The sequence below is a fragment of the Pseudoalteromonas sp. NH0006-46 genome (assembly GCF_057547735.1).
Genome location: NZ_BAAJML010000010.1, coordinates 103,744 through 121,820 on the forward strand (window position 1 = coordinate 103,744; position 18,077 = coordinate 121,820).

Genomic DNA, 18,077 nt, shown 5'->3' on the forward strand with positions numbered 1-18,077 from the left:
TAAATCATATTCAAATTGCACCTTCGGTGCACAATAAAGTACACTAGTGCTTATTGCCACGATAGAGATTAATCATGAACGAAACCCCTGAAAAGACCACGCACTTTGGCTACAAAACCGTTGCTGAAAACGAAAAAGCATCAATGGTTGCAGACGTATTCCACTCTGTTGCGGCTAAGTACGATGTAATGAATGATTTAATGTCTTTTGGTGTACACCGTTTATGGAAACGTCAAACTATAGCCAGTTCTGGCGTTCGTAAAGGCCATCATGTACTCGATTTAGCGGGTGGTACAGGCGATTTAACGGCAAAATTTAGTCAACTAGTCGGTGAAACTGGCCAAGTGGTTCTAGGCGATATTAACTCATCTATGCTCAAAGTAGGTCGTGAAAAGCTTCATAATTTAGGCCTTGTGGGCAATATTGACTACGTACAAATGAATGCTGAAATGCTGCCATTTCCAGATAATAGCTTTGATGTGATCACCATTGCCTTCGGTTTACGTAATGTAACCGACAAAGACAAGGCGTTGCGCTCAATGTATCGCATACTAAAGCCAGGTGGTCGTTTATTAGTATTAGAATTTTCTAAGCCAAAACATGAAGCACTTAGCAAGGCATATGACTTTTACTCGTTCAATTTATTGCCAACAATGGGCAAGCTAGTTGCTAACGACAGTGAGTCTTATCAATATTTAGCAGAGTCGATTCGTATGCACCCAGACCAAGATACGCTTAAAGCAATGATGAATGAAGCTGGATTTGAACAAACAACGTATCAAAACTTAACAGGCGGAATTGTTGCCCTTCACCGTGGTTTTAAATATTAAGGCACAGAGTCATGGCGCTTGATCAAGCAACTGAAAAAACCAGTGATGATACAAATATATCAACCTTTTTGATGCTACCCAACTTTGTACTTTCGCTTGTTGAGCGCATTTTAAACCAAGCACTTAAACTCGACCCTAACGTTGCCCACAAGCTAACTACAGTAAAACAAAAGCGTTTACTTGTTGAAGTTAGAGACTGGCAACAAACCATACAACTTGTTTTTGCTGACGAAAAATTACACCTTTATACCGCAGACAACAGCGATTATAGCGATTGCATGATAAGCGCTGATATCGACACGCTTGTTGCACTTAAAAACCCGGCCATACTTACACAGTTAATTCGCCAAGATAAACTTGATTTACAAGGTGATTTGAATATAGCTCAAGCATATAGCGGTGCATTTTCGGAAATAGACATAGATTGGCCTGAGCAACTATCAGCGTATATCGGCGATGCTCCAGCTCAACAACTTTACATGCATTTAATGTCGCTAAAGCATCAAGGAAGTAAAGTAACAGCAAAACTAAGCTCTACACTTACAAGCTTATTTCAAGACGAATTAGCAGTCACTATTCACCCTTTAGAACTTGCACAATTTAAACAACAAAATAGAGAACTAAAAGGCCAAGTTGCCGCTATAGAGCAGCGTATAAACACTTTATTAAACGCTATAACACGCTAAGGACTTTTTGTGTCTTCTTCACGATTGTATTACATCACTAAAACATTACTTAGCTATGGTTTAGACGAATTAGTACCTAAAAATAAAGCGCCTTGGTTTGCAAAAATTGCCAGAGGGTGTTTATTTTGGTTACGAAATCAGCATAAAGAAAAACCTGCCGGGCTGCGCTTACGTTTAGCATTACAAGAACTGGGCCCTGTATGGATTAAATTTGGTCAAATGTTGTCAACACGTCGCGATCTACTTCCTCACGATATCGCGCAAGAGCTTGCCTTTTTACAAGACCAAGTTCAGCCCTTTGAAGGCGAACTAGCACAAAAAATTATAGAAAATGCACTTGAAATTAATGATATTAGCGAGCTATTTAGTGAATTTTCACAAACACCATTAGCATCCGCCTCTATCGCACAAGTGCATACTGCAACGCTTATTGACGACAATAATATTGAACAAGATGTAGTTATTAAAGTAATTCGCCCAAACATCCATGAACAAATAAATGCCGACTTAGCATTAATGGAAAAGCTCGCTCAAGTACTTGCCAATGTACATAACGAATCAAAACGTTTGCGCCCCGTAGAAGTAGTAAAAGAGTATAAAAAAACACTGCTTGATGAATTAGACCTAATGCGTGAAGGCGCCAATGGAATTCAATTAAAACGTAATTTTGATGATTCTGATGCGCTTTACATCCCCACTGTTTATAGCGATTACAGCCGAAGCAACGTGTTAGTCATGGAGCGCATTTACGGTATACCCGTGTCAGACACCGAGTCGTTAATAGCGCAAAATACAAACATGAAATTGCTTGCAGAACGCGGTGTAGAAGTGTTTTTTACGCAAGTATTCAGAGATAGTTTTTTTCATGCTGACATGCACCCAGGTAATATTTTCGTATCTCGCGAGCACCCCGAGAACCCTAAATATATTGGTATAGATTGCGGCATTGTTGGCACCCTAAGTAAAGAAGATAAACGCTATTTAGCAGAAAACTTTATCGCCTTTTTTAATCGCGATTATCGTCAAGTTGCACAACTGCATGTTGATTCTGGTTGGGTCCCTGAAGATACCAGTATAGAAGAATTTGAGTTTGCTATTAGAACGGTGTGTGAGCCTATTTTTAATAAGCCCCTTGCTGAAATATCATTTGGTCATGTGCTGGTAAATTTATTTAACACTGCGCGTCGCTTTAATATGCAGGTGCAACCACAGTTGGTATTACTACAAAAAACTTTACTGTATGTAGAAGGGCTGGGAAGGCAACTTTATCCTCAGCTTGATCTATGGAAAACTGCTAAACCCTTTTTAGAACAGTGGGTAAAGGAACAAGTAGGTCCATTGTCTGTGTTGAAACAAATGTATGCAAACTTACCGTTTTGGGCAGAAAAAATGCCTGAGCTTCCGGATTTGATTTATCAAAACCTAAAGCGCCCCGCACGAAAACAAGTGCCTACACAACCAATATCTCATAAACCTTTAGTGCTTAGTTTGTTGGGGAGTGCTACTTTGGTGGTGTCAGCATTGTGTTATTTACAGCATGATTTCATTGCTGCAGCTCTTACAATAACCTGTTCTATCGCATGTTTTATTGCTGCTTGGCGACACACATAAACAAAGTGCTATTTGCAGTTTAGAGCGTATAATTAGTATTTAAAATATACATTTAATCATTTTATTAATTGGAGAAAACCATGGGATTGGGCGGCATTAGTATTTGGCAATTATTGATTGTTTTGGCAATCATTGTACTTCTTTTTGGTACTAAAAAATTACGCGGCATGGGTGGTGACTTAGGCGGAGCTGTAAAAGGGTTTAAAAAAGCAATGTCGGATGAAAAACCAACTGAAACAGAGACACCTGAACAAATTCAAAAATCGCAAAATACCGCAGCCACAGACACAGAAAAAACCAAAGATAGTGATAAGGTTTAATTAACATGGGCATGTGGGAGCTAGTTGTTGTTTTTATTGTAGGCTTAGTTGTACTAGGGCCTGAGCGTTTACCCGTAGCAATAAGAACAGTTAGTCGCTGGATCAAAACGGTAAAATCTCTGGCTAACTCTGTTAAAGCTGAGGTCAGTGAAGAGCTGCGCGTACACGAACTCCACGAAAATCTAAAAAAAGCTGAACAGCAGAACCTGCAAGATTTAAGCCCTGAGTTGCAGAGCTCTTTAAGTGAGCTAAAGCAAGCTGCAGAATCGGTAACCCACAGCTATAAAAAACAGCCAAAAGAATCAAAACCTGAACAAATTATTGATGAAAAAAAGTGAATTTAATTTACCTTTATGTGGTCCACTTATTAAATGGTATGAAGAATAATGGCTGAAGAAGTAAAATCGGGATTTGTAGCTCATTTAATAGAGCTACGAGACAGACTTATAAAGTCACTGTTGAGTATATTAGTTATTTTTATTGCAATTGTGTATTTTGCAAATGATATCTATACGTTTGTTGCGCAGCCGTTAGTGTCTCATTTACCAAGCACTGCAACCATGATTGCAACCGATGTAACTGCTCCCTTTTTCGCCCCATTTAAACTGACATTATTTGTCGCTTTATTTGCCTCTATACCCTGGATACTGCATCAAATTTGGGGGTTTATAGCCCCGGGGCTATACCAACACGAAAAGAAAATGCTGATGCCAATTCTTGCTTCAAGCATTTTACTATTTTATGGCGGTATCGCATTTTGCTATTTTGTAGTGCTACCCATTATTTTAGGCTTTTTTACCAATACAGGTCCTGAAATGATGACTCTCGCGCCAGATATAAGTAGTTACTTAGGGTTTGTATTAAAACTATTTTTTGCGTTTGGTGTGGCATTTGAAATTCCGGTTGCGATTATGCTTTTATGCTGGAGTGGAGCAACCACAACTGCGAGTTTAAAAGAAAAGCGCCCCTACATTGTGGTGGGTGTTTTTGTAGTAGCGATGTTTTTAACACCGCCCGACGTTTTATCACAAACACTTTTAGCCTTCCCTATGCTACTTTTGTTTGAATTAGGTTTAATTTTAGCGAAATTTTACACCGCTAAACCACGAGAAGAAGTTGAGGAATAAAATGAAAAAACAAATACTCTCACTACTGGTTATATTGAGCGCACCTGCATTTTCTGCGCAGTCAGACATTAATACACAAGCACTAAAAGCATGTAGCTTTATCGAAAATGATTTTAACCGTCTATTATGTTACGACAATACAATGGCAGGAAAATCACTTACAAAACCAACAGTGACTCAAAAGCTTACTGCCCCAAGCGCTTCAACAAGTACTCCTGCTGTAGCGGTGGTTGATGCGCCAAAAGATGACTTTGGCCTAGAACATAAACAAGATAAAAAAAATAAAGAAAGTGAAATTAAAGCAACGATAACATCAGTTGAAAAAGCCCTTTATGGTGAACTCATTATTACATTAAATAATAACCAAAAATGGCGTCAAATTGGTTCTGATAGCATACGCTTAAAAGCGTCTGATGCTGTAACCATTACCCGCGGGGTATTTAATTCATTTTTACTTAGTAAAGATGGTCAAAACCGTTCTATTCGCGTTAAACGAACCAAGTAATGTCTTACAGACTGGTTGATGCTGGCGTTAACTTAACAAACCACCAGTTTGATGATGAGCATCTGGATGTCATCACCCGCGCCAAAAGCGCGGGTGTTGAAAAAATGCTGCTTATTGGTTGCGACATTTCATCGAGTGAACAATCTTTAGCGTTAGCTAAAACCTATCAACTTTTTTCGACCGCTGGTATTCATCCACATGATGCCAAAACAGCAACTGATTCGCTAGAGAGTCAATTAACATTACTTGCCAATCAACCTCAGGTTATTGCGATTGGTGAATGCGGGCTTGATTATAATCGTGATTTTTCGCCTCGGGATATTCAACGTAGCGTATTTAGGCGCCAACTTGCGCTAGCCGAACAGTTAAATTTACCGGTTTATTTGCATGAACGTGATGCGAGTCATGACATGATCAATATTCTTAGCGAGTTTAATGTACGCGGCATACTCCACTGCTTTACAGGGGATGAAAACGCATTAAAGCGCTATTTAGCATTAGGCTTATACATTGGTATCACTGGGTGGGTTTGTGATGAAAGGCGCGGACAAGCACTGCAATCTTTAATCCCAAGTATTCCCTTAAATCGCCTACTTATTGAAACTGACGCGCCTTTTTTAATTCCACGAACAGTTAAACCTAAACCGAAGTCTCGCAAAAACGAGCCTTCATTGCTGCCCTATATTTGCCAAACAATTGCTGAACTTTACCAACTTGAGCCTCATGTTATTGCTAAGCAAACAACCGATAACTTTTATACTGTTTTTGGTTTAGAAGCTCGTTAATGAACAGTTTAAAGGCTGCTATTTACCTGTTTATACTGTTTTGTACTTTTTCAGGTGTTGCTTCTACGGTAACAATAAACTCGGACTTTTCGTCCTACTCTGTTAAAAATATCACGTATTCTTTTGAGCCTTCATCAGTAGAGGCGGCTTTAAAACTTGAGCCTAAAAAATGGCATTCGGTTAATCAAAAACTTTTAAACTTTGGCCTAGAAAGTCGCCCTGTTTGGATCTCATTTGAAATAAATAACACGTTAAATAGTCGCTTTAGTCCATTAGTTTTAATAGACAATCCATTTTTAAATGAAGTTCAGCTTTTTCACTTAAATAATGCACAGATATTGTCAGAAATTAGGCTGGGTGATTCATTCTCACTTAATGAACGTCCCATAAAAAGTGAGTTTTTGTTAGCTAAACTGACGCTTCCAGCAAGCTCCACAACCCGGGTTATTCTTAAGGTAAACAATCCATCAGGTTTACGTATTCCGATTAGTTTATGGCAACAAGATATTTATTTAACTAAAAAAGAAGGCTTCAACTTAGTTTATGGATTAATGGTCGGCTTTTTGGCAGCACTAGCATTAAGCTGTTTATTTTTATATGGATTTTCTCGTAAGCGATATTTTGCACTAGCGGGAGCGATTACTTTTACCTTAGGCCTTTTTTTGGCGTATTTAGGCGGGTTTGGCTTTCGTTATTTACACCCGAGTATTCCTGCAATTCAACAAGTAATAATGCCAATATTACTTATTTTAATCGCGCTTTTGTTTTTCCCTTTACAGCTACAAATGTGCAAGCTACACACTTGCAAAATAGCACGCGTGCAAAAGTTAATAACAAAATTGCTCGCGGCATCTCTATTATTTATTTGGCTACTTCCTGACTGGTTAATCACTGCATATTGCCTAATAATAACTCCTATTGTTTTGAGTTTGTATATTTTAACAACCTACTTATCTACTCGCGCCCACCCTTCAAAATCTAAAAATGCCTTATTACTAGCTTTGGGCTTTTTTAATGCAGTAGCGGTTTATTTTGTTATAACCGTAATGGGGTGGTACACCTTCGAAACAATGGGTTTGATCATTATATCTGTATTCTTTTTTGGTTGTACCTTTTGCTTATGTTACGCGGTTATGAAGCAATTTATAACTGAACGAGATGAGCAGATAATCGAACAACAAACCTTAATAGCAGAAAATACAGCGCAAGATACACTTTTAAAAGAGCGGCTCGCATTGCAAGAAGAAGCGCAGTACGAGCTTGAATCGCAAGTAGACGAACGTACATTTGAGCTACAAGTAACACTTAGAGAGCTTGAAGAAAAAAACAGAGAACTTGAACAACTTAATACAGAAGATGCGTTAACAGGCGCTAAAAACCGTCGATTTTTTGATAAGAAGTTAGTAATGGAGCTTCGTCGTTCACGCAGAGAGCAAACACCGCTAAGTATTATTATGATTGATATTGATCACTTTAAAGCAATCAACGATACCTACGGACACTTAAGTGGCGATAGCGTGATTAAAGCGACTGCTGGCATTATTAAACGCTTTTTAAAACGCCCACTGGATGAAGTCGCTCGCTATGGCGGCGAGGAGTTTGTAATTTTACTACCAAACACCGCAAACCAAGGCGCCTTTGATATAGCAGAGCACATACGATTAGATATTTATCAAAACCCAGTCATTGTTGCGGGCGCTGAAATTAAATTTACCATTAGTGCTGGTGTTTGTACCTTTATTGCTGATGATATAAACACTCCTGAATTATTTACTGAACGCGCAGATAAAGCACTTTATAGCGCGAAACAACATGGCCGTAATCAAGTTGTCAATTTTGAAAACCTACAATAGGAGCATAGCAATATGGCCCAATCTGGACTAGATCTTTTCCCCTACACACGTATGCGCAGAATGCGTCGCGATGATTTTTCTCGTCGTCTAATGGCCGAAAATCAACTTACTGTTAACGACCTCATTTTTCCTGTTTTTGTGCTGGAAGGTAAAAACCGCCGTGAATCCATTGAATCAATGCCCGGTATTGAGCGCTTATCTATTGATCAGCTTTTATTAGAAGCGCAAGAACTTACCGATTTGGGCGTTCCGGCTATTGCTATTTTTCCGGTGACACCTGCAGATAAAAAATCACTCCACGCCGAAGAAGCCTATAACGACGATGGTTTAGTACAGCGGACTGTTCGCGCTTTAAAAGAAGCCTTCCCAGAGCTGGGGGTTATTACTGATGGTGCATTAGACCCTTTCACTACACATGGACAAGACGGTATTATTGACGATACAGGCTATGTAATAAACGATGTAACTACTGAAATATTAGTTAAACAAGCCCTGTCACATGCAAACGCTGGGGCCGATGTTATTGCCCCCTCAGACATGATGGATGGCCGAATAGCGGCTATTCGTGAAGCGCTCGAAGCAGACGGGTTTATACACACTCGCATTTTAGCGTACTCGGCTAAATATGCATCTAGCTATTACGGCCCTTTCAGAGACGCAATTGGCTCAGCAGGTCACTTAAAAGGCGCCGATAAGAAAAACTACCAAATGGATCCTGCTAACTCTGATGAGGCAATTAGAGAAGTCGCACTTGATTTACAAGAAGGTGCCGACATGGTGATGGTTAAACCCGGCATGCCCTACCTGGATATAGTACGCCGCGTAAAAGATGAATTTGGTGTACCTACTTTCGCATATCAGGTCAGCGGGGAGTACGCAATGCACAAAGCCGCCATTGATAACGGTTGGCTAAGTGAAGAGGCCACAATTATGGAGTCTTTACTTGCTTTTAAGCGCGCAGGAGCTGACGGCATATTAACCTACTTTGCTAAACAAGCCGCACAATACCTCACTAAAAAGTAAGTAATTGATAAAAAGGCGGTAAAACCGCCTTTTTGTTTACATTCATTTACATTAAGTTACATGGTTGTATTACTTTTTGTCATTTAGATTCTCTAAACTGGAGTCCCATTTTGGGATTTAAATACACGGGAATAATAAAAAAATGTTTAAAACAAAAATAACGCCACTGGCGCTTGTACTAGCAGGTCTTAGTGCACCAGCGTCCGCTGATCTAATCATTTCTGAATATATCGAAGGTAGCAGCAATAATAAAGCCATTGAACTTTATAATAGTGCTGATACTGAGGTTTCTCTTGAAGGCTATACTTTAGGACTTTATTCAAATGGTAGTAGTTCAGTTGGTAACTCGATTGATTTAACAGGTACATTGGCTGCTAATACTACCTATATAATTGCAAATCCGGGGGCAACAGCCGACATACTTGATATTGCAGATACAACCAGCACTGTGACTTACTACAACGGTGATGATGCCCTTGTTTTAACTAAAGACGGCGTGATTGTAGATAGCTTTGGCCAAGTAGGTGTTGATCCTGGGTCATTTTGGTCCGATGCTACAGCACAAACACAAAACAAAACGTTGCGCCGCAAGCTAAGCATAACCTCAGGTCGCACCGATTCAACTGCTGAATTTTTACCAAGTGAAGAGTGGGAACAGTTTGATATTGATACTTTTGACGGTCTCGGTTCTCACGCAGGTAATGGTGGCGGAACAGATCCTGAACCAGATCCAATTGAGCCAATCGTATGTGCTGCTGATAAAACGCTAATTAGCGCTATTCAAGGCGAAGGTAACGAAAGCCCACTAGTAGATACATTAGTAGAATTAGAAGGTATCGTTACTGCCGACTTCCAAGGCGATGATGAACTTAAAGGCTTCTTTGTAACTTCACTTGCCGCTGATGAGGATACAAACCCACTAACTTCTGAGGGTGTATTTGTTTACTTTGCAGATACCGATGTAAACGTTGGCGATCACGTACGTGTTCAGGGTACAGTTGATGAGTACTTCGATTCAACGCAAATTTCTGATGTTGTTCAAGTTGCTGTATGTGCAACGGGTCAATCAGTAAGCGCTACTAAAATTTCTTTACCTTTAGCAAGCCAAGATGATTTAGAGGCCTTTGAAGGTATGCTGGTTACTTTAGACCAAGAGTTAGTTGTGACAAATAACTTTGGTTTAGGCCGTTACGGTGAAGTTGAGCTGGCAACAGAACGTTTATACCAAGGCACACAAGTTGCTATGCCTGGCGATGCAGCTAACGCTGTTGAAGTAGAAAACTTAACTAAAAAAATCTTAGTTGATGACGGTTCTACAACTCAAAACTCAGATCCTACTGCTTACCCTACTCCTGGTTTATCAGCAGAAAATACATTACGTACGGGCGATAGTGTAAACAGCGTAACAGGTGCATTAGCGTACAGCTTTAGCACATACCGTATTCACCCAACAGTTGCACCGCAGTTTATCGCAACTAACCCACGTGAGGACGCACCTGAATTAAACCCTGATGCTGACCTACGTGTTGCAAGCTTTAACGTTCTAAATTACTTCAATGGTGACGGCCAAGGCGCTGGCTTCCCAACTAGCCGTGGTGCTGACTCTCTTGAAGAGTTGGTTCGCCAAGAAGCTAAGCTAGTAAGTGCAATTAGCGCAATGCAAGCTGACGTTGTTGGTTTAATGGAAATTGAAAACGATGGCTTTGGTGAGTTTAGTGCTATTGCAAGTTTAGTAAACGCACTAAATGATGCTGACAGTGCAAACGAATATGCTTTTGTAGACTTTAATGTTAACCAAGTCGGTACTGACGCAATTACAACAGCACTTATTTACCGCGCAAATAAAGTTGAAGAAGTAGGTACTGCTGCTATTACAACTGCAGCACCATTTGATTTCAGCAACCGCACACCTATCGCACAAAGCTTTAAATCGTTAGAGTCGCAAGAAGTATTTACTGTAGCAGTCGCCCATTTAAAATCAAAAGGCGGTTGTGGTAGTGCAAGTGGTGCTAATGAAGATCAAAACGATGGACAAGCATGTTGGAATGAAATCCGTACAGAAGGTGCAAGCGCATTTGCTGATTGGCTAGATAGCAAACCAACAGGTGTAGACGACGAAGATATTATCTTAGTGGGTGATATGAACGCCTACGCCATGGAAGATCCAATTCGCAAATTTGACGAAAAAGGTTACAAAAATGTTGTGGCTGAGCTTGATGGTAACACACTAGCTTACTCTTACAGCTTCTCTGGCCGTGCAGGTAGTCTTGACCACGCTGTAGCTACAGAGTCTTTACTTAGTAAAGTAGTGGCAGCTAAAGATTGGCACATCAATGCCGATGAGCCTATCGTACTTGATTACAATGTAGAGTTTAAGAGCGAAGGTCACCAGTCAACGCTTTACTCAGAAAGTGCATACCGCGCGTCGGATCATGATCCTGTGATTGTTGATATCAAATCTGAAATTGTACTTTCACCAGAAGAGCAAACCCCTGTGGTTGCTCCAGATCAAGTTTTCTCTATTGATGAAAACAGTGCTGTAGGTACCGTAATTGGTATGCTTGATTACGCAGATCCGAATCCTGAAGATTCACCTGTTGTTAAATTCATCATATCTGAGAACGATAGTGTATCAATCAATGATCAAGGTCAGCTAATTGTTGCTGGTGAAATTGATTATGAATTTGAAAACCGAATCACATTTACTGTACAAGTAGAAGATAGTGTTGGTAACGTATCAAAAGCTGAAAAAGTTGCTGTAAAAGTAAACAACTTACGTTCAGATGATGATAACGATGCAGGCTCTTTACTTTGGTTATCTCTTCTTTTAGCACCACTTTCTATAGTGCGTCGCTTTAAAAAGAAATAAGTAAAATAAAGTAATTAACAAAAAGCCGCTCTTGCGGCTTTTTTTATCCCTCTGTAAAAATAATTCAGACAAGCTTCAGCTATCCCCCCTTAATATCTTTTGTGTTAGGTAAAACATATTTAATTTTTTATTGAATACAACTTTGCGAACCCCTCAAAGTCAGTACTTAACATCAAATTCAAATATTAATTTAGGCTTACCCATTAAGTAAAAAAATCACTTTTAAATGTGACCTAGCCGTTTTCATAAAGGAAGAAAAAATGAAGCAACTTATCAAATTAACAACACGATGGCAGTCTCATACTAAATCGATTTTGGGTTTATTTATTGCACTTTCAACATGTGCAGTTAGTAACCAAGCATTAGCAAGCACCACCAAAGCCTCTATTTCACAAAGTAGTTTATTTGATGTGATCAGTGCACGTGCAAAAAAATTAGCCAGTGAAGACTACAAGGCCCCTAACAATATTGAACTTGATTCACTAAATAACATTAATTATCAAGATTACCGCTCCATTCGTTTTAAGCAAGATCAAGCTGTTTGGAAAGATGATGGTTTGTATGAATTACAGCTATTTCATCCAGGCTTTTTGTACAAAACACCGGTGACAATCAATACTGTTGATAGCGACTCAACACACAGCAGGCTTCCTTTTAATACTGACTTTTATAATTACGATGGGACAAGCGCACCACTAAAGGATGAGTTAACTAAAAGCACAACCAACACACAACTTGGCCATGCAGGGTTTAGACTTCACTACCCTTTAAATACTGATAAATATAAAGATGAAATTATGGTGTTTCAAGGAGCGTCTTATTTTCGTGTAGTCGGCCCAAACCAAGTTTATGGACTTTCAGCACGCGGTTTAGCAATTGATACAGCGCTCGCATCTGGCGAAGAGTTCCCAATGTTTAAAGAGTTTTGGCTAGTAAAACCTAAAGCAGAGCAAACTAATATTGTACTTTTTGCATTGCTTGATAGCCCATCAGTATCTGGTGCTTATAAATTTAATATTGACCCCACTACCAACACAACCGTTAAAATAGACATGCAAATATTTGCCCGTAAAGACGTGAAAAAGTTAGGCATAGCACCGCTAACCAGCATGTTCTACCACGGTGAAAACAGTACTAAGTTTTTTGATGATTACCGCCCTGAGGTGCATGATTCTGATGGTTTGTTAACTCAATCACAGGATGATAAATGGGTATGGCGCCCACTAAATAACCCATCGCAACTAAGTGTTACGTCATTTGCATATGAAAACCCTAAAGGCTTTGGGCTTGCACAACGCGACCGTGACTTTAATAACTACTTTGACATAGAGGCGCATTACCATGATCGCCCAAGTTTGTGGATTGAACCTCTGGGTGAATGGGGTAATGGCCGTGTTGAGCTAGTCGAAATTCCAACTAATACTGAAACAAACGACAATATTGTTAGCTACTGGGTACCAGAAAAACCCTTTAAAGCAGGTGATTCATTACAGCTTAGTTACACAATGAGTACGTTTAATAGCAGTTTAAACAAACATGAAAAAGCACATGTAGTTCGTACTCGTATCGGCAGTGCAGCCTTGCCGGGTGAAGAAAACCCGCCACCACAAAGTCATCGTCAATTCACTGTTGATTTTTCAGGCCCTGCTCTAGATGTTCTCTCTGAGCAACTTAAGTTAGATGCCGATATTCAACTTACCACAGGTGAAGTAAGCGATGTATCCGTTCAAAAGTTGCCTGATGGATACGGCTGGCGTGTTGCTTTTAAAATTGCACCACAAGATGACAGTCCGGTTGATATGCGCTTATCGTTAAAACTACGTAATAAAGAAATTAGTGAGGTATGGAGCTATGTTTGGTATCCAAATGACATCAAGTAAGCAAAACAAAGGAACACCTATGCCGTTTAAAACAGCTCGCATATGGCTTTTTGCAATTGCCGCTATATTCATATCAGGCTATGGCATATCAATCATGTTCGACATACTTAACTCTAACGGCATGACCCCACTTGAGTATGCACTACTTGTTTTATTCTCAATTACATTTGCATGGATAGTGACGGCCTTTTGTAGCGGTACAATAGGGTTTGTATTACAGCTATTTCGTATCGATCCACTTACCTTAAAGCGCATAAAACCAATCGCGATTCACGCCCAAGCAATTGCTAAGCAAAAAACAGCGGTTGTAATGCCTATTTACAATGAAGACACACACCGTGTAATTGCTGGTTTTGAAGTAAGCCTAGCGTCACTTAAAGAAACGGGACAGCTTGAACACTTTGATTTTTATTTGCTAAGCGATACACAAGACCCACAAATAGCCAACAATGAACTCAGTGCATGGCATGCACTGTGTGAACGCTTAGGTGATACCGCTAAACATATTTTTTACCGTCGCCGTGAAGACAATAAACATCGAAAAGTAGGCAACTTAACGGATTTTTGTGAGCGCTGGGGCAGTAAATACGATCATATGATTGTACTTGATGCAGACAGTATAATGACTGGCAAGTGTATGCTTGAGCTCACAACTAGCATGCTCAATAATCCGCAAGCGGGCCTTATTCAAACTATCCCTATTCCTGTTCGTCAAGATACCTTTTTTGGCCGTTTTTTACAGTTTGCATCAGTGCTTTACAGCCCAATGCTTGCTACCGGCTCTGCTTTTTGGCAAACCGATCAAGCTAATTACTGGGGACATAACGCAATAATTAGAATCGATGCCTTTATAAAATGTTGTGGCTTACCTACGTTAAAAGGAAATGCACCTTTTGGTGGTGAAATTCTCAGCCACGACTTTGTTGAAGCTTCTTTACTCCACTCAGCTGGTTGGGATGTCCTGTTGTTATCTGAAATTGAAGGTAGCTATGAAGAGGTTCCAAGCAATATATTAGACTACGCAATTCGTGATAGACGATGGGTACAAGGCAATATTCAACACCTTGGTTTATTGTCATCAAATAAATTAAAGCTTATGAGTAAGTTTCATTTTTTACTTGGTGCCACAGCATATATATCGTCGCTTATTTGGCTATCAATGCTCGCATTAAGTACTATCGATGCCGTTACCCGCGCACTTAATAGTGATGTGTACTTTAACCGTGCTTATCAATTATTTCCTACTTGGCAGATTGCAAAAACAGATTTAATTGATTCATTACTTTACCTAACCATTGTTATTTTATTACTGCCTAAGTTAATGGGTTTAATTGTCACCTTAATACATAGAAACAAGCGTTTTGGTGGGTCAATTAAACTCATAGCTGGTTCAGTCATTGAAACTCTATTTGCCGTTGTAGTGGCCCCACTAATGATGGTTTTTCATGCTTACTTTGTTATATGCGTGTTTTTAGGTAAAAAAGTAACGTGGGATGCTCAACCGCGAGAAGGCCGAATGGTGTCGTGGAAAGAAGCGTTTGGTTATACACTGTTTTCAACTGTCGTTGCAGTTGTTTGGGGCGGGATTGCTTATTACTTTACCCCTGTATTTTTCTGGTGGTTGTCCCCTATTTTATTAGGGTTGCTACTTGCAGCACCTATTGTTCGTTACTCTAGCAGTATTGAGTTTGGCATCGCACTTAGAAAACTAGGTATATTTATATGCCCTAGTGAAGTCGATAACGATAAAACGCTAGCTGCACTTAAGGGGCACCTGAAAAGCATATTAGTACCAAGTAAAGGACAATACCCTGAAACTTTACCAATACTACCCGCAGAGCAATTAACAACAATGCCAGTACAGCGCTTTCATCGTGTTCGTAAGCTTAAAATCAAAACCCTTAAAGCAAGGCTAATTAGAAAGTTTACTTAATCATTCTATAACACTAAAAAGGAGCACTCAGAGCTCCTTTTTTTCTGCTTAAAATAAACGCTAGCTATATATTAAAAAAGTCACTTGAAATAATTTTCAACCAATAAAAAACCCGCAACATGTGCGGGTTTTTTTAGAGTTTAAAAGACTAATTACTTAGCCGCTTTTTTCTCTTTTTCTGCAGCGATTACTGTTTCAGATACGTTAGCTGGACATGGTGCGTAGTGTGAGAACTCCATAGAGAACTGACCACGGCCTGATGTCATAGTACGTAGTGAACCGATGTAACCAAACATTTCTGATAATGGTACGTCAGCTTTAATACGAACACCTGTTAAACCAGCTTCTTGGTCACTTAGCATACCACGACGACGGTTAAGGTCACCGATTACGTCACCAACGTGATCCTCTGGCGTGAACACGTCAACTTTCATGATTGGCTCAAGAAGCTGTGCGCCCGCTTTAGGGATTGATTGACGGAAAGCGCCTTTAGCAGCGATTTCGAATGCAATTGCAGATGAATCCACGGCGTGGAAGCCACCGTCGAAAAGTTCTACTTCAACGTCAAGTACTGGGAAGCCAGCTAGCACACCCTCTTGCATCATTGATTTAAAGCCTTTCTCAACTGCAGGCCAGAATTCTTTAGGTACGTTACCACCAACAACTGATGATGTGAACGTGAAGCCTGAACCCACTTCGCCTGGCTTGATGCGGTAATCAATTTTACCGAACTGACCAGAACCACCAGATTGTTTCTTGTGCGTGTAGCTATCTTCGATTTCACGAGTGATAGTTTCACGGTAAGCAACCTGTGGTTGACCAACGATAAGATCTACACCGTAAGTACGCTTAAGGATATCTACTTTGATATCTAAGTGAAGCTCACCCATACCTTTAAGGATAGTTTCGCCTGAATCTTCATCAGTCTCAACTTGGAAAGATGGATCTTCTGCAACCATTTTACCGATAGCAACACCCATTTTCTCATTACCGCCTTTATCTTTAGGCTGTACAGCAATCGAGATTACTGGCGTTGGGAATACCATTGGCTCAAGTGTTACTGGGTGCTTAGGATCACAAAGAGTGTGACCAGTTTGCACGTTCTTCATACCAACGATAGCGATGATATCGCCCGCTTGTGCTGAAGTAAGCTCTTTACGCTCGTCCGCTTGCATCTCAACCATACGGCCAACACGCTCTGTTTTACCAGTAAACGCATTAAGGATAGTGTCACCCTTGTTAAGCTTACCAGAGTATATACGTACGAATGTTAATGCACCAAAACGGTCATCCATGATTTTGAATGCTAGCGCTTTGAAAGGTTCGTCTGCAGATACAATTGCGAACTCGCCGTTTTCGTTACCTTCTTCGTCCATAAGAGGTTGAGGATCAACTTCAGTTGGAGCCGGTAAGTAATCAACAACAGCGTCAAGTACTAATTGAACACCTTTGTTTTTGAACGCTGAACCACAGAACGTAGGGAAGAATGCAAGGTCACGAGTACCTTTACGGATACAACGTTTGATATCTTCAACAGAAGGTACTTCACCTTCCATGTACGCTTCCATTAGGTCATCGTCTTGCTCAACAGCAGTTTCGATAAGCATTTCATGGTATTCTTCAACTTTGTCAACCATGTCAGCTGGAACGTCTTCGATTGAGTAGTTTTCTGGAAGACCAGTGTCATCCCAAACGTATGCTTTTTTCTCTAATACGTCTACAACACCAACAAAGTCATCTTCAATACCGATTGGTAAAGTCATGATTAATGGTACTGCACCAAGTACTTTACGTACTTGCTCAGTTACACGGTAAAAATCAGCACCCATACGGTCTAATTTATTTACGAAAATAATACGTGCAACTTCTGATTCGTTCGCGTAGCGCCAGTTAGTTTCTGATTGTGGCTCAACACCACCAGAACCACAGAAAACACCAACACCGCCATCTAATACTTTAAGTGAACGGTAAACTTCAACTGTGAAGTCAACGTGTCCAGGAGTATCGATAACGTTGAAACGGTGATCTTTCCAGAAACAGCTTACTGCCGCAGACTGGATAGTAATACCGCGCTCAGCTTCTTGATCCATGAAATCGGTAGTAGATTCACCATCATGAACCTCACCTGTTTTGTGGATAGTACCTGTAAGCTTCAGGATACGCTCAGTAGTAGTGGTTTTACCCGCATCAACGTGCGCGAAAATACCAATGTTTCTGTACTTCGATAAATCTGCCATTATTTTACTCTTAATAAAGTCGATAAATTATTCGGCGGGAGTATAGCATTACTTAAAGCGAACATCACCATAGAAGTCGCTTAAAATGCAATCAATTCACTATATTTTTTTTGCAAAGAGAATATATTAACGGTACAACACGCTGTTTATTATATAAACCAATAAAAACGTTAGGCTTTATTTCATAAACACTGCATTTTAAATAATGCTTTTTAATTTTGTAATGGTAACTTAAAAGGCCTTATATACATCGAGCATATTGTTATTTTTAATAATTTTTACTGTAACTGCATCCTTTAAGGAATAAATAAACAGTCGTAAATTCCCCCACAAGCACATTGAAGAAAGGTTTATTTAATTAAAATCAAAGCAGAGCGAGCATTTAAAAATAATACAATACTAAAGCTCTTCACATGTC

Annotated in this window: 14 protein-coding genes; 13 read left to right on the forward strand and 1 reads right to left on the reverse strand. The window is 39.8% G+C overall.

The annotated features are described in order from the left end of the window. Positions 1 to 74 precede the first annotated feature (74 nt). The 13 genes from ubiE (at position 75) to mdoH (ending at position 15,422) form a co-directional block, all read left to right on the forward strand. Complete coding sequence (ubiE, locus tag AC27I2_RS16855; RefSeq protein ID WP_058404694.1) at positions 75 to 830, forward strand: bifunctional demethylmenaquinone methyltransferase/2-methoxy-6-polyprenyl-1,4-benzoquinol methylase UbiE; 756 nt, start codon at positions 75 to 77, stop codon at positions 828 to 830. An 11-nt stretch (positions 831 to 841) separates the two neighbouring features. After that, a complete protein-coding gene (locus tag AC27I2_RS16860; RefSeq protein ID WP_058404695.1) occupies positions 842 to 1,516 on the forward strand; it encodes a ubiquinone biosynthesis accessory factor UbiJ in 675 nt (224 codons plus the stop codon). A 9-nt stretch (positions 1,517 to 1,525) separates the two neighbouring features. Beyond that, positions 1,526 to 3,127 (forward strand): ubiquinone biosynthesis regulatory protein kinase UbiB, encoded by a 1,602-nt coding sequence (ubiB, locus tag AC27I2_RS16865; protein ID WP_058404696.1) that lies wholly within the window; start codon positions 1,526 to 1,528, stop codon positions 3,125 to 3,127. Between the two features lie 80 nt (positions 3,128 to 3,207). Further along, positions 3,208 to 3,447, forward strand: a complete 240-nt coding sequence (gene tatA, locus AC27I2_RS16870; RefSeq protein WP_058552747.1) for a Sec-independent protein translocase subunit TatA — start codon at positions 3,208 to 3,210, stop codon at positions 3,445 to 3,447. 5 nt (positions 3,448 to 3,452) lie between these two features. Continuing rightward, entirely contained in the window at positions 3,453 to 3,785 is a 333-nt protein-coding gene (gene tatB / locus AC27I2_RS16875; RefSeq protein ID WP_058404698.1) for a Sec-independent protein translocase protein TatB, read from the forward strand. 48 nt (positions 3,786 to 3,833) lie between these two features. Continuing rightward, complete coding sequence (tatC, locus tag AC27I2_RS16880; protein ID WP_058552749.1) at positions 3,834 to 4,574, forward strand: twin-arginine translocase subunit TatC; 741 nt, start codon at positions 3,834 to 3,836, stop codon at positions 4,572 to 4,574. A gap of 1 nt (position 4,575) precedes the next feature. Next, positions 4,576 to 5,079, forward strand: a complete 504-nt coding sequence (locus AC27I2_RS16885) for a hypothetical protein (protein WP_487204941.1) — start codon at positions 4,576 to 4,578, stop codon at positions 5,077 to 5,079. Beyond that, positions 5,079 to 5,864 carry a TatD family hydrolase gene (locus AC27I2_RS16890; RefSeq protein ID WP_487204942.1) on the forward strand — a complete coding sequence of 262 codons (786 nt, stop codon included), beginning with the start codon at positions 5,079 to 5,081 and terminating at the stop codon, positions 5,862 to 5,864. The genes AC27I2_RS16885 and AC27I2_RS16890 overlap by 1 nt, the downstream gene beginning before the upstream one ends. Continuing rightward, positions 5,864 to 7,717 (forward strand): sensor domain-containing diguanylate cyclase, encoded by a 1,854-nt coding sequence (locus AC27I2_RS16895; RefSeq protein ID WP_487204943.1) that lies wholly within the window; start codon positions 5,864 to 5,866, stop codon positions 7,715 to 7,717. Before AC27I2_RS16890 ends, AC27I2_RS16895 begins: the two co-directional genes overlap by 1 nt. Before the next feature lie 12 nt (positions 7,718 to 7,729). Then, positions 7,730 to 8,740, forward strand: coding sequence for a porphobilinogen synthase (gene hemB / locus AC27I2_RS16900; RefSeq protein WP_487204944.1), 1,011 nt, complete (start codon positions 7,730 to 7,732; stop codon positions 8,738 to 8,740). 142 nt (positions 8,741 to 8,882) lie between these two features. Further along, on the forward strand, positions 8,883 to 11,609 hold the full coding sequence (locus AC27I2_RS16905) for an ExeM/NucH family extracellular endonuclease (protein ID WP_487204945.1): 2,727 nt from the start codon (positions 8,883 to 8,885) through the stop codon (positions 11,607 to 11,609). 260 nt (positions 11,610 to 11,869) lie between these two features. After that, the gene (locus AC27I2_RS16910) at positions 11,870 to 13,489 is read left to right on the forward strand and encodes a glucan biosynthesis protein G (protein ID WP_487204946.1); all 1,620 of its coding nucleotides are present in this window, start codon (positions 11,870 to 11,872) and stop codon (positions 13,487 to 13,489) included. Beyond that, positions 13,461 to 15,422 carry a glucans biosynthesis glucosyltransferase MdoH gene (mdoH, locus tag AC27I2_RS16915; RefSeq protein ID WP_487204947.1) on the forward strand — a complete coding sequence of 654 codons (1,962 nt, stop codon included), beginning with the start codon at positions 13,461 to 13,463 and terminating at the stop codon, positions 15,420 to 15,422. The genes AC27I2_RS16910 and mdoH overlap by 29 nt, the downstream gene beginning before the upstream one ends. Positions 15,423 to 15,574: 152 nt before the next feature. Here mdoH and fusA read toward each other — a convergent pair whose 3' ends face one another. After that, positions 15,575 to 17,659, reverse strand: coding sequence for an elongation factor G (fusA, locus tag AC27I2_RS16920; protein ID WP_058404706.1), 2,085 nt, complete (start codon positions 17,657 to 17,659; stop codon positions 15,575 to 15,577). Positions 17,660 to 18,077: the final 418 nt, after the last annotated feature.

Bases quoted from the DNA above. Each gene is read 5' to 3' on its own strand.
- ubiE (WP_058404694.1), top strand. From the start codon at position 75: ATGAACGAAACCCCTGAAAAGACCACGCACTTTGGCTACAAAACCGTT.
- AC27I2_RS16860 (WP_058404695.1), top strand. From the start codon at position 842: ATGGCGCTTGATCAAGCAACTGAAAAAACCAGTGATGATACAAATATA.
- tatA (WP_058552747.1), top strand. From the start codon at position 3,208: ATGGGATTGGGCGGCATTAGTATTTGGCAATTATTGATTGTTTTGGCA.
- tatB (WP_058404698.1), top strand. From the start codon at position 3,453: ATGGGCATGTGGGAGCTAGTTGTTGTTTTTATTGTAGGCTTAGTTGTA.
- tatC (WP_058552749.1), top strand. From the start codon at position 3,834: ATGGCTGAAGAAGTAAAATCGGGATTTGTAGCTCATTTAATAGAGCTA.
- AC27I2_RS16885 (WP_487204941.1), top strand. From the start codon at position 4,576: ATGAAAAAACAAATACTCTCACTACTGGTTATATTGAGCGCACCTGCA.
- AC27I2_RS16890 (WP_487204942.1), top strand. From the start codon at position 5,079: ATGTCTTACAGACTGGTTGATGCTGGCGTTAACTTAACAAACCACCAG.
- AC27I2_RS16895 (WP_487204943.1), top strand. From the start codon at position 5,864: ATGAACAGTTTAAAGGCTGCTATTTACCTGTTTATACTGTTTTGTACT.
- hemB (WP_487204944.1), top strand. From the start codon at position 7,730: ATGGCCCAATCTGGACTAGATCTTTTCCCCTACACACGTATGCGCAGA.
- AC27I2_RS16905 (WP_487204945.1), top strand. From the start codon at position 8,883: ATGTTTAAAACAAAAATAACGCCACTGGCGCTTGTACTAGCAGGTCTT.
- AC27I2_RS16910 (WP_487204946.1), top strand. From the start codon at position 11,870: ATGAAGCAACTTATCAAATTAACAACACGATGGCAGTCTCATACTAAA.
- mdoH (WP_487204947.1), top strand. From the start codon at position 13,461: ATGTTTGGTATCCAAATGACATCAAGTAAGCAAAACAAAGGAACACCT.
- fusA (WP_058404706.1), bottom strand. From the start codon at position 17,659: ATGGCAGATTTATCGAAGTACAGAAACATTGGTATTTTCGCGCACGTT.